Origin of the sequence: Nonomuraea corallina (assembly GCF_027620315.1) — a bacterium.
Classification (GTDB): domain Bacteria; phylum Actinomycetota; class Actinomycetes; order Streptosporangiales; family Streptosporangiaceae; genus Nonomuraea; species Nonomuraea corallina.
The window spans coordinates 1-12,729 of sequence record NZ_JAPNNL010000201.1 but is presented as its reverse complement, the minus strand read 5'-3'; the positions used below and the strand labels follow the sequence as shown (position 1 = coordinate 12,729).

Below are 12,729 nucleotides of genomic sequence, written 5' to 3'. Positions count from 1 at the left end.
GCCAGCACGTCCGCGGCCACCTCCATGATCTCGGCCGGGGTCCGGTAGTTCACCTCCAGCCGCTCCTCGCGCCAGCGGCCCTCCAGGTACGGATCGAGCACCTCGCCCCACGAGCGGGCCCCGGCCGCCGAGCCGGTCTGCGCGATGTCGCCGACCACCGTGAGCGACTTGGCCGGCACCCGGCGCATCACCATCCGCCACGCCATCGCCGACAGCTCCTGCGCCTCGTCCACGATCACGTGCCCGTACGCCCACGTGCGGTCCGCCGCCGCCCGGTCGGCCGTGGTCAGCTCGGCCCCGGTGTCGGCGTGCCGCTCGGCCAGCTCGTCGTCCCGCTGGAAGACGCCCTCCTCCAGCACCCCGGTGGTCTGCAGCACCTCCCGCGCGAACAGCCGCCCGGACTCCCGGTCGGCCTCGGCGCGGCGGCGGGCCGCCCGCGCCGCCGAGTCGTCCTCGCCCAGCAGCTCGGCCGCCTCGTCGAGCAGCGGCACGTCGCCGACCGTCCACCCGGCATCCGCCGGGCGGACCAGCGCCCGCCAGTCCAGGCCGGGCGGGGACAGCGACTCCAGCGTCTCCGGCGAGGCCAGCAGCTCGCCGACCAGCCGCTGCGGCGTCAGGTCCGGCCACAGCCCGTCGACCGCCTCGCGCACCTCCGGCTGCGCCCACAGCCGCTCCGCCGCCACCGCCAGGTCGAGCTCGTCCAGGTCGTCCTCCAGGTTCAGCGGCCCGGCCAGCTCCCGCTCGGCGGGGTCCAGGTCCATCTCCGCCAGGCGCAGCCCCTCCTCCAGGGCGCGGGCCTCGGCCCTGGCCAGCTCCTTGAGCAGCTCCGTCACGTACAGCTTGCGGGCCATGTTGTGCGGCAGCCGCACCGCGCGCGCCCGCGCCCGCAGCGCGGCGCACGTCTCGTGCGGCACCCGCAGCCGCAGGCCGTCCAGCTCCACCACCAGCTCGCCGTCCGGCACCCGCTGGCGGTCGCGCACCGCGGCGGCCACCAGGCCGGCCATCCGCGGGTCGCCCTTGACGACCGCGACCGCCGGCGGGTCGGCGGCCACGGCGCGCACGCCGGGGAACAGCTCGCCCAGCGTCGCCATCACCACCTGGGTCTCCCCCAGCGACGGCAGCACCTGGCCGATGTAGCGCAGGAACGTCGCGTTCGGGCCCACCACCAGCACGCCGCGCCGTTCCAGCGTGTCGCGGTGGGTGTAGAGCAGGTAGGCGGCCCGGTGCAGCGCCGCCACCGTCTTGCCGGTCCCCGGCCCGCCCTGGACCACCAGCGCGCCCTGCAGCGAGGCGCGGATCACCCGGTCCTGCTCGGTCTGGATGGTGGCCACCACGTCGCCCATCCGGCCCGTCCGCCCCCGGCGCAGCGCGGCCAGCAGCGCCGCCTCCCCCACCAGCGCGCGGCGCTCGCCGTCGCTCATCGCCTCCAGGTCGAACACCTCGTCGTCCAGCCCGGTCACCGTACGGCCGCGCAGGTGCAGATGACGGCGGCGCACCAGGGTGCCCGGGTCGGTGGCGGTGGCCACGTAGAAGGGGCGCGCGGCCGGGGCCCGCCAGTCGACGAGCACGGACGTGCCCTCCTCGTCGCGCAGGCCGGCCCTGCCGACGTAGACGGTCCCGCCGCCGCGGTCGTCGACGCGGCCGAAGCACAGCCCGCGCTCCACGGCGTTCAGCCGCGCCAGGCGGCGGGCGTGCTCGCCGGCCAGCGCCTCGCGCTCGACCATGGCCTGGCGGGTGGCGCCGCCGCGGCCGTGCACCGCCCGCAGGGCCGACGCCGCCCGCTCGCGGGCCGCGTCGAGCCGGCCGTAGAGCTCCGACACGACCCGCTGTTCGGTTTCCAGGGCCTCGGCGAGAGCGTCTTGACGATTAGCCATGGCGTGATATAATCCAATCGGTTGAGTTGTGGAAATCGCTTGTTGCGAGCGGTTCAGCGTACGCCGCGCCCGCGCGCGCGGCAATCCCTCTCCCGCCGATCGGCCTCCCGCGTCCGCGTGCTAGCTTGCCGATCATGCCTGACTACCTGCACAGCCTGTTCTCCCTCGCCGGGCGGCGCGCGCTGGTCACCGGCGGCAGCTCCGGCATCGGCTACGCCATCGCCGAGGCGATCGGCCGCGCCGGGGCCGAGGTGGTCATCGTCGCCCGCGGCCGGGCGGGGCTCGACCGGGCCGCCGACCGGCTGCGCGGGCACGGCGTCACCACGGGCACGATCGCCGCCGACCTCGGCGACCGCGAGGCCGTGCGCCGCGTGTGCGAGCAGGCCGGCCCCATCGACATCCTGGTCAACGACGCCGCCAACAACATCCGCAAGCCCATGGCCGAGCTGACCGAGGACGACTACGCGCAGACGATCGCGGTCAACCTGACCGCCCCCTACCTGCTCGGGCAGCACTTCGGGCCGCTCATGGCCGGCCGCGGCTGGGGGCGCGTCATCAACATCGGCTCCCAGCAGAGCGTGCGCGCCTTCGGCGACAGCGGCGTCTACGGCGCCGCCAAGGCCGCGCTCGCCGGCCTCACCCGCTCCCAGGCGGAGGCGTGGTCCGGCCGGGGCGTGTCGGTCAACACGATCATCCCCGGATTCGTCCTCACCCCGCTCACCGAGCCCGCCCAGGCCATCCCCGGCCGCGTGGAGCAGATGGCCGCCCGTCACATGGCCGGCCGCAACGGCGTCCCCGAGGACTTCGCCGGCGCCGCGGTGTTCCTGGCGAGCGACGCCGCCGCCTTCGTCACCGGCCACATGCTCTTCGTCGACGGCGGCTTCTCCGTGCACTGACGGCCCGGCGCCTTTACAAAGTAGATCATGTCCTGGCGTCCGGCGCATTCTCCCGAAAATATGGCGCGGCCCGGCGATTTGGGAGAAGGTGGGGACAAGATCGACAAGATGTGGAGGCGGCTGTGCGACTCGGATTCAGCATCGGCACCCTCGGGCCGGTGGCGGCCACCCACGAGGCCCAGCTCCAGCTGGTGCGGGAGGCCGAGCGGCTCGGCTACGACTCGGTGTGGGCCTCGGAGGGCTACGGCGTGGATCCGGTCACCACGCTGGCCTGGCTGGCGGCGGGAACCGAGCGGATCCGCCTGGGCACCGGGGTGATCCAGGTGACCGGGCGGACGGCCATCGCCGCCGCCATGGCCGCGGCCACCGTCGACCGCCTGTCCGGCGGCCGGTTCCTGCTCGGGCTCGGCGCGTCCGGGCCGCAGGTGGCCGAGGGCTGGCACGGCCACCGCTACGAGCGGCCCCTGGCCCACCTGCGCGACTACGTGGCCGTGGTGCGCACCGCGCTCGACGGCCGTCCCGTACGGCACGACGGCCCGGAGATCACGCTGCCGCTGCCCGACAGCCGCGGCAAGGAGCTGACCCTGCAGGCGGCGCCCGTGCAGCGCCCGCTGCCGATCCACCTGGCCGCCATGGGCCCCAAGGCGGCCGGGCTGGCCGGGGAGATCGCCGACGGCTGGCTGCCCATCCACTTCCCGCCCGAGCACCTGGCCGAGACCCTGGAGCACGTACGGGCCGGGGCGGCCCGCGCCGGGCGCGACGCCGCCCGCGTCGAGGTCTCCCCCATGGTGATGGCCATGGTCGACGACGACGCCGACTACGCCCGCGACTTGGTGCGGCCCATGCTCGCGCTGTACCTGGGCGGGATGGGCACGCGCGGGGTCAACTTCTACAACCGGCTGGCGCACCGGCTGGGATTCGGCGACTCGGCGAGCCGGGTGCAGGACGCCTACTTCGACGGCGACCTCGGCGCGGCCGTGGAGGAACTGCCCGACGACCTGGTGGACGCGCTGACGCTGTGCGGCACCCCGGAGCGGGTGCGCGAGCGCCTGGCCGCCTACCGCAAGGCGGGCGCGACCAGGCTGATCGTCGGCCTGAACGCGCCCACCGTGGACGACCGGCTGGAACAGCTCGCCTGGCTGGCCGAGCTGAACGCCTGAGCGGGTCCACCGGCGGCCGGGAGCCCGGCCGCCGGTGGGGTCAGCTCGTGACCGGCGCGCTGGGCAGCTCGCGCATCTTCGGGATCGGCGACCTCCACAGCACCACCATCGGCACCAGCGCCCCGATCAGCGCCGCGGCCAGCACCACCGGCCGCATCCCGAACGTCTCCCCGAGCAGCCCGGCCACCAGCGCGCCCAGCGGGGCCGGCACCAGTCCCATCGCCCAGATCGTCGCGATCACCCGGCCGACCAGCTCACGCGGCGCGGCCGACTGCAGCACGGTGATGTTGTTGACCACGAAGATCTGCGTGCACAGGCCCATCAGCAGCTGCGCCAGCCCCAGCATGCCCAGCGCCAGCCACATCGGCCCGCCGGCCAGCGGCACCAGGATGAGCGCGCTGTTGCCGATCACCGTGGACCAGAACATGGTCGGCCCAGGCCCGAACCTCTTCATCATCCGCACCGACAGCCACGCCCCGGCGATCGCGCCGATCCCGCCGACCGCCAGCACGCCGCCGACCACCGCGGCCGGCACGTCCACCCCGTCGAGCACGTACGGGATGTAGAGGGTCTGCAGGATGCCGATGTCGAAGAAGGAGTAGACGGCGCTGGCGATGGCCAGCGGCCGGATGAGCGGCTGGCTCATCACGAACCCGAACCCGGCCCGGATCGCCGCGATCATGGTGCCGCCGCTGTCCGGCGGGGGCGGGTCCTCCTTCTTGCGGATGAAGATCAGGCACAGGGCCGAGGCGACGTAGCTGATGACGTCGATCAGGATGATCAGCGGTGCCGAGCGGGCCGCCAGCAGCAGCCCGGCCAGGCTGGGCCCGACCGCCTTGGACACCGAGTCGCTGAGCTGCAGCTTGCTGTTGCCGTCACCGAGGTGCTCGGGGGCCACCAGCAGCGGCAGGTACGACCGGTAGGCGATCTCGAACAGCACCCCGGCCACGCCCATGACGAGCACGACCACGTACAGCCACCACAGCGTCAGCATGTCCATGACGAACAGCAGCGGCACCGTCGCGAGCATGCCGGCGCGCACCACGTCGCTCCAGATGAGCACGGGACGGCGCCGCATCCGGTCCACCCAGACGCCGACGACGAAGAACAGCACCATGGGCAGGCGGGCCAGCGCGCCGAGCACGCCCATCTCGGCGACGGAGGCGTTCAGCAGCAGGTAGGCGACGATGGGCATGGCCAGCACCGTCACCTGAGAGCCGATCAGGGAGAGGCTCTCCCCCGCCCACAGCTTCAGGAAGTCGGGATTGCGCCACAAACTGTCGGCGCGGTCAGTCGTCGGTGAGGCCATTGTCGATACTGCTCCTTACCTCGGCGGCCGCACGGGCGACCCGGGGTTCGTACATGACGGTGAAGCGCTCCCCGTGGATGGGCGAGATGCGCAGGCGCCCGGTCACCACGGCGCGCCAGCCCATGTCGTCGGGCGGCACGCCCTCCCGGGCGGGGGAGTACAGCAGCACGTCGCCGTCGTAGGGGGCGTGCCGGTAGTAGCCGACGGCGTGCGCGTTGGCGCGGAAGACGGTGACGAAGCGGCGGGCCTGGCGCAGGTCGGCCGCGTCGGGCTGGAGCGTGTCGGCGCGGGCGGCGGCGTCGACGACCGCCAGCAGCCGCTCGTCGGCGTCCATCCGGTGCAGCTCGCTCAGGTCGACCTGGACCTTGCCTCCGGCCAGGGCGTGGGTGAGCAGGACGGCGTCGTCCTCCAGCGAGGCGCGCAGCACCGGCTCGTCGGCGTCGGAGTAGAACAGCACCACCAGCGGCACCCGCTCGCCGCGCTCGCGCAGCCGCCGGGCCACCTCCAGGGCGATGTTGCCGCCGATGCAGTAGCCGCCGAGCACGTACGGGCCGGTCGGGCGGACCCGCAGCAGGTGCTCGGTGTAGTCGTCGACCATCTCCTCGAGCGTCTTGTGCGGCTCCTCGCCCGGCGCGAGCCCGGCGGCCTGCACGGCGTAGACGGGCTGGTCGGCGCCGAGGTGGCGGGTGAGCGGCAGGTAGCGGAACACCTGGCCACCCAGCGCGTGGAACAGGAAGATCGGGATGCGGTCGCCGGAGGGCCGCAGCGGCACGATCCGTTCGGGCAGGCCGTCGTTGTCCTGCGGGCGGCGCAGCTCGGCGGCCAGCAGCGCCACGGTCGGGGCGGTGAGCACGGCCGACAGCGGCACCTCGCGGCCCAGCTCCTTGCGCAGCCGCATGGTCAGCCGCAGCGCCAGCAGCGAGTGGCCGCCGAGGGCGAAGAAGTCGTCGTGCACGCCGATGGCGTCCACGCCGAGCGTCTCCTCCCACGCGGTGGCGATCCGGGCCTCGAACGGGTCGCGCGGCGGCAGGTACGGGGGCCGGGCGGCCTCGCCCGGCTCGGGCAGCGCGGCGCGGTCGAGCTTGCCGCTGGTGGTGACGGGCAGTTCGGCCAGCCGCGCCCACGCCGACGGGATCATGTGGTCGGGCAGGTTGCGGCGCAGCGCGGCGGCCAGGTCGTCGTCGGAGACGGGGCCCGCCGGGCCGGGCTCGTGCAGGACGACGTAGCCGACGAGCCGCTCGCCGCGCAGCGCCACCACGGCGGCGCGGACCGCCGGGTGGGCGGACAGCAACGACTCGATCTCGCCGAGCTCGACCCGCTGGCCGCGGATCTTCACCTGGAAGTCGGTGCGGCCCAGGTACTGCACCTCGCCGGAGGGCAGCCAGCGGGCCACGTCGCCGGTGCGGTACAGACGGGCGCCGGGCGGCCCGTACGGGTCGGGCACGAACCTCTCGGCGGTCAGCGCGGGCCGGCCGGCGTAGCCGCGGGCGAGCTGGACGCCGCCCAGGCACAGCTCGCCCGGCGTGCCGACGGGAACCCGGCGGCCGGCGGCGTCGAGCACCTCCAGGTAGGTGTTGGCCACGGGCCGGCCGATCGGGATCACGCTCTCGCCGGGGGCGCAGGCGTGCCAGGTGACGTCCACCGCCGCCTCGGTCGGCCCGTACAGGTTGTGCAGCTCCGTCTCCGGCAGCCGCTCGTGGAAGCGCGCGGCCAGCTCCGGCGCCAGCGCCTCGCCGGAGCAGACGACCCGCCGCAGCGGCGGCAGGACGGGCTCGTCGAGGAACACCTCCAGCATCGACGGCACGAAGTGCGCCACGCCGACGCGGTGCTCGGCGGCCAGGGCGGCCAGCCGGGCGCCGTCCCGGTGGGCGCCCGGCTCGGCGACGACCATGCCCGCGCCGGTGATCAGCGGCCAGAACAGCTCCCACACCGACACGTCGAACGACAGCGGCGTCTTGTGCAGCACCCGGTCCTCGCCGCCGATCGGGAAGGCGTCCTGCATCCACAGCAGCCGGTTCACGATGGCCCGGTGGGAGACGCCCACGCCCTTGGGGCGGCCGGTCGACCCCGACGTGAAGATCACGTACGCGAGCGCGTCCGGATGGACCTCGACCGGCGGCGCGTCCTCCTCGGCGGCCCCGTCCAGGGACAGCACGACCTCGGCGGGCAGGCCGGCGGCGTCGCCGTCGGACAGCACGACCCGCGCCCGCGCGTCCTCGATCATGTGGGCCAGCCGTTCCCGCGGCAGGCCGGGCTCCAGCGGCAGGTAGGCGGCGCCCGCGCCGAGGACGCCGAGCAGCGCCGGCAGCAGGCCGGGGCCGCGATCGAGGTGCACGCCGACCACGTCACCCGGCCGGGTGCCGGCGGCGGCCAGCCGGGCGGTGACGGCGCGGGCGCGGGCGGCCAGCTCGCGGTAGGTGACCCAGGTCCCGTCGTAGCAGACGGCGGGCGCGGTAGGGGTGCGGGCGGCCTGCGCGGCGAACAGCTCCGGCAGCGTCGTGTCCGGGTACGGCCGCGCGGTGGCGTTCCACCGGCCGATCTCCTCGGCGTCCGCCTCCAGGTACGCCTCCACCGGGCGCGGGTCGGCGTCCCCGGAGGCGCCCCCGGTGGCCTGGCGCAGGGCCGTCAGGTAGTGCTCGCCGATGCGGGCGATCTGGCCGGCGCCGAACTGGGCGCGGTCGTAGGTGATGACCAGGTCGAACCCGCCGTGCTCGCGCGAGCGGGTGAACGCGGCGGTGAAGGGCAGGTCCGTCTGCTCGAAGAACTCCTGGCCGACGATCTCGGTGCCGGGCAGGCCGCGGTAGACGTGGAAGTCGCGGTAGTCGAACAGGACGTCCAGCATCGGCGAGCGGCCCGACAGCCGCTGGATCTCGAACAGCGGGAACTGCCGGTGCGGCAGCAGCGCCACCTCCGCGTCGAACACCCGCCGCACCAGCTCGCCCCAGGTGGCGGCGGCGGTGTCGAGGCGCAGCGGCACCGTGTTGAGGAACAGGCCGAGCACCTCCTCGCCCGCCTCGCTCTCCGGCCGGCTGTGCGTGACCAGGCCGGTCATCACCTCGTCCTCGCCGGTCAGCAGCGCCATCACCCGCAGGTGGGCGGCCAGCATGACGGTGCGCGCCGGGACGGCCAGCTCGCGGGCCAGCTCGGTGACCCGTTCCAGCAGGGCGGCCTCCAGCGGCAGCCGCAGCACCTCGACGCCCTCGACGCCGCCCTCCCCGCCGCCGTGGCCGGGCAGGCGGGGCAGCCGGGTGTCCGGGGCGCCGTCCACCCGCGCCTGCCAGAAGTCGCGCGTCTGCGCGCAGCCGACGGCCGCGCGTTCGCGGGCCACCAGGTCGCGGAAGGCCGCGGCGGGCGCGGTCACCGGCAGCGGCTCGCCGGCCAGGCGGGCGTGGTAGCGGCGGAACAGCTCGGTGACCAGCGTGGCGACGCTCCACCCGTCGAGGATGGCGTGGTGGAAGCTCAGGCTGAACGCGAACAGCCCGTCGGGCATGAGGTGGACGTGCGCGCGGGCCAGCGGCGGCCGCGTCCAGTCGAACGGGCGCCGCTTCTCCTCCTCGGCCCAGCTCGCCACCCGCGCCTCGGCGTCCGGGGCGCCGGACAGGTCGGTGACGGCGAACGGCAGCGCGGCCGAGCGGTGCACGAACTGCAGCGGCTCGCTGAACCCGGTCATGTCGATCGAGGTGCGCAGCACCGGGTGCCGGGCGACCACCTCGGCCAGCGCGGCCTCGAACGCCTCGCGGTCGAACCGGCCGCGCAGCGTGATCGTCGTCAGGTCGTGGTAGGTGGCGGCGCCCGGCTCGTAGACGCTGTGGTACAGCATCCCGGCCTGCAGAGCGGCCAGGGGGTAGGCGTCCTCCAGGCCCCGGGCGGCCCCCGTCGTGACAGTCATCGCGCCTCGCCTTCCAGCATCCGTGCCAGGTCCTCGGGATCGAGCAGTCCGAACGGCGCCGCGGCCTGCGGCGGTTCGGCGGCGGCCGCCGCGGGTTCCAGCCGGGCGGCCAGTTCCCGGACCGTCTGGTGCAGGAACAACTGCTCCAGCCGGACCGTGTAGCCGGCCTCGCGCAACCGGGCGACCACCTTGAGACTGCGGATGGAGTCGCCGCCGACGGCGAAGAAGTTGTCGTGCGCCGACACCCGCGCCAGGCCGAGCACGCCCCGCCAGGCGGCGGCGACGGCCAGCTCCGCCTCGCCCTCCGGTTCGGCGTGCACGGCCGGCTCGGGGGCCGACGGGTCGGGCAGGGCGTTGCGGTCGAGCTTGCCGCTGCGGTTGAGCGGCAGCGCGTCCAGGACGGTCAGGCTGGCCGGCACCAGGTGGCCCGGCAACCGTTCGCGCAGCAGGGCGTCCCAGCGCCGCGGATCGGGCTCGCCCGGCTCGGGCACCACGTATCCGGCCAGGCGCAGCCCGGCCCCGTCGGCGACGGTCCGCGCGGCGGCGGCGCGGACGCCGGGCAGCGCCGACAGCGCCGCCTCGATCTCGCCCAGCTCCACCCGCATGCCGCGGATCTTCACCTGGTGGTCGGCGCGGCCGAGGTACTCGATCTCGCCGTCGGGCCGCCACCGGGCCAGGTCCCCGGTGTCGTACAGCCTGCCGCCGGGCGGGCCGTGCGGGTCGGGCACGAACCGTTCGGCGGTCAGCGCAGGCCGGCCGGCGTAGCCGCGGGCGAGCTGGACGCCGCCGATCCACAGCGTGCCCGGGACCCCGGCGGGCACCCGGTTCATCCGGTCGTCGAGGATCTCCAGGCGGGTGTTGGGGACGGGCCGGCCGATCGGGATCACGCTCTCGCCGGGGGCGCAGGCGTGCCAGGTGACGTCCACCGCCGCCTCCGTCGGCCCGTACAGGTTGTGCAGCTCGGTCCCCGGCAGCCGCTCGTGGAAGCGCGCGGCCAGCTCCGGCGCCAGCGCCTCGCCGGAGCAGACGACCCGCCGCAGCGGCGGCAGGCCGGGCTCGTCGAGGTAGGCGTCGAGCATGGACGGGACGAAGTGAACGGTGCTGACGTCCCCGTCGCGGAACAGGCCCGCCAGGTAGCCGGGGTCGGCGTGCCGGCCCGGTTCGGCGACGACCAGCCCGGCGCCGGTGATCAGCGGCCAGAACAGCTCCCACACCGACACGTCGAACGAGAACGGCGTCTTGAACGCCACCCGGTCCTCCCCGGTCAGCGGGAAGGCGTCCTGCATCCACCGCAGCCGGTTCACGATGGCCCGGTGGGAGACGCCCACGCCCTTGGGGCGGCCGGTCGACCCCGACGTGAAGATCACGTACGCGAGCGCGTCCGGATGGAGGTGGACCGGCGGCGCGTCCTCCTGTCCCGGCAGGTCCGGGTCGTGGGGGTCGTAGGGGTCGAGGACGACGGGGGTGACGTCGTCAGGTAAGAGGCCCGCGTGGGAGGAGCGGGTGATGACCAGCCGGGCGCCGGCGTCGGCCGTCATGCCGGCGAGCCGCGCCGCCGGATGGTCGGGCTCCAGCGGCAGGTACGCGGCCCCGGCGGCGATCACCGCGTGCACGGCCACCACCAGGTCGGGCCCGCGCTCCAGGCACACCCCGACCACGCGGTCGGGCCCGGCGCCGAGCCGGCGCAGCGTCCCGGCCAGCCGGTTCACCCGCGCGGTGAACCGCCCGTAGGTGAGCCACTCGCCCTGCCAGCGCAGCGCGGGCGCGTCCGGGGTGCGCGCCGCCTGCTCCGCCAGCAGCCCGGCGAGCGTCCCGCCGGGGTACGGGGTGGCGGTGTCGTTGGCCCGCAGGACCGTCTCCAGCTCGCCGGGGGTGAGCAGCGGCACGTCCGCCACCGGCCGGTCGGGGGCGGTGACGGCGCGGGCGAGGAAGGCGCGGAAGTGGTCGGCGAAGCGCTCCATCCGGTCGTGGTCGAACACGTCGGTGGCGTAGTGGAGCACGCCGGTCAGCCCGTCGCCGGACTCCTCGATCACCAGGTGCAGGTCCGCCTGGGTGACGCCGGGGTCGACGTCGAGGGTGCGCAGCCTCACCCCGGCCGCCTCCGGCGGCGCGGGCGGCACGTTCTGGTAGGCGAGCATCACCTGGAACAGCGGGTTGCGGGTCAGGTCGCGCTCCTCGGCCAGCTCGCCCACGAGCACCTCGAACGGCAGCTCGGCGTGGTCGTGGGCGTCCAGCACCCGTTCCCTGGTGCGCCGTACCAGCTCCGCGAAGCCGGGGTCGCCGGACAGGTCGCCGCGCAGCACCAGCGTGTTGAGGAACAGCCCGGCCAGCTCCTCGACGTCCGGATGGGCGCGCCCGGACACCGGCGTGCCGATCGGGATGTCGTCGCGGCCGGTGTAGCGGGCCAGCACCGCCTGCAGCGCGGCCAGCAGCACCATGAACGGCGTGGCCCGGTGCTCCGCCGCGAACGCGCGCACCGCGGCGACGGTCTGCGCGTCGACGCCGAACGTCAGCCGCCGCCCGGCCATGCCGGGCAGGCCGTGCCGGGGCCGGTCGGCGGGCAGGTCCAGGGTGGCGGGCAGGCCGGCGAGCGTGTCCTTCCAGTACGCGAGATCGTCCGTGCGCTCCCCGGCCCGGCCGCGGTGCCAGGCGGCGAAGTCGCGGAAGCGGGCGGGGAGGGCGGGCAGGTCCGGCGCGCCGCCGCGGACGCGGGCGCGGTAGAGCTCCATGAGGTCGCGGATCAGGATCGACAGGCTCCACCGGTCGGCGACCACGTGGTGCAGGGTCAGGAACAGGTCGTGCCGGTCCGGGCCGTGCCGGACGAGCACGGCGCGGGCCAGCGGCCCCCGCGCGAGATCGAACCGGTGGCGAGCCTCCGCGCGCCCGATCACGGCGGCGCCGTCGAGGGCGCCGTCGAGCGCGCCGTCGAGCGCGCCGTCCGCATCCGCCGCGCCGCCGGGCCTCTCTCCCCCGCTTCCCGCCGCGCCGTGGGGTGCGTCCGGTGACAGGGTTCGGACGGCCAGGCGCGGCCTGCGGACGCCCTCCTGGAGCCGGGGCTCGCCGTCGAGTTCGGCGATGACCAGGCGCAGGGCGTCGTGCCGGTCCACCAGGTCGTCGAAGGCGGCGGCCAGCGCCTCCACGTCGAGCGGACCGGTCAGGCGTTCGCCCCAGGCGACGTTGTAGGCCGGGTTGCCGGGGTCGAGCCGGTCCAGGAACCAGAGCCGGGCCTGGGCGTGCGACGGCCGCACCGGCTCGTCGGCGGCCGGGATGGGGGCGGCCGTCGCCGAGGTCAGCAGCGGGGCGAGCCCGGCGATCGTCGGCGTCTCGAAGCAGCGCCGCAGCGTCACCCGCGCCCCGAACTCCTCGCGCATCCGCACGACGAGCCGCATCGCGAGCAGGGAGTGGCCGCCGAGGGCGAAGAAGTCGTCGTCCACGCCGATCCCGTCGCGGCCGAGCAGGTCGGTCCAGACGGCGTGCAGGGCGTGCTCCTGCGGCGTGCGCGGGGGGACGGAGTCCGGGGCCGCGTCGGGCCTGGGCGGCGGCAGGGCCTTGCGGTCCAGCTTCCCGCTCGGCAACACCGGGAACCCCTCCACCGCGACGA

The 12,729-nt window shown here is 75.2% G+C and carries 6 protein-coding genes; 2 read left to right on the top strand and 4 right to left on the bottom strand.

Going from position 1 to position 12,729, the window contains the following annotated elements:
• Positions 1 to 1,874: HelD family protein (locus tag OUY22_RS32045; protein ID WP_270158993.1), on the bottom strand; the 1,874-nt coding region annotated here is incomplete at its 3' end.
• Positions 1,875 to 2,008: 134 nt separating this feature from the next.
• Here OUY22_RS32045 and OUY22_RS32040 point away from each other — a divergent pair.
• Positions 2,009 to 2,770, top strand: a complete 762-nt coding sequence (locus tag OUY22_RS32040; RefSeq protein ID WP_270158991.1) for an SDR family NAD(P)-dependent oxidoreductase — start codon at positions 2,009 to 2,011, stop codon at positions 2,768 to 2,770.
• A 122-nt stretch (positions 2,771 to 2,892) separates the two neighbouring features.
• Positions 2,893 to 3,930 carry an LLM class flavin-dependent oxidoreductase gene (locus OUY22_RS32035; protein ID WP_270158990.1) on the top strand — a complete coding sequence of 346 codons (1,038 nt, stop codon included), beginning with the start codon at positions 2,893 to 2,895 and terminating at the stop codon, positions 3,928 to 3,930.
• Between the two features lie 40 nt (positions 3,931 to 3,970).
• Here OUY22_RS32035 and OUY22_RS32030 read toward each other — a convergent pair whose 3' ends face one another.
• From OUY22_RS32030 to OUY22_RS32020, 3 genes are all read right to left on the bottom strand, one after another.
• On the bottom strand, positions 3,971 to 5,239 hold the full coding sequence (locus tag OUY22_RS32030) for an MFS transporter (protein WP_270158989.1): 1,269 nt from the start codon (positions 5,237 to 5,239) through the stop codon (positions 3,971 to 3,973).
• The gene (locus OUY22_RS32025; protein ID WP_270158988.1) at positions 5,220 to 9,128 is read right to left on the bottom strand and encodes a non-ribosomal peptide synthetase; all 3,909 of its coding nucleotides are present in this window, start codon (positions 9,126 to 9,128) and stop codon (positions 5,220 to 5,222) included. The genes OUY22_RS32030 and OUY22_RS32025 overlap by 20 nt, the downstream gene beginning before the upstream one ends.
• Positions 9,125 to 12,729: amino acid adenylation domain-containing protein (locus OUY22_RS32020; RefSeq protein WP_270158987.1), on the bottom strand; the 3,605-nt coding region annotated here is incomplete at its 5' end. The genes OUY22_RS32020 and OUY22_RS32025, both read right to left, overlap by 4 nt.

Bases quoted from the DNA above. Each gene is read 5' to 3' on its own strand.
- OUY22_RS32025 (WP_270158988.1), bottom strand. From the start codon at position 9,128: ATGACTGTCACGACGGGGGCCGCCCGGGGCCTGGAGGACGCCTACCCC.
- OUY22_RS32030 (WP_270158989.1), bottom strand. From the start codon at position 5,239: ATGGCCTCACCGACGACTGACCGCGCCGACAGTTTGTGGCGCAATCCC.
- OUY22_RS32040 (WP_270158991.1), top strand. From the start codon at position 2,009: ATGCCTGACTACCTGCACAGCCTGTTCTCCCTCGCCGGGCGGCGCGCG.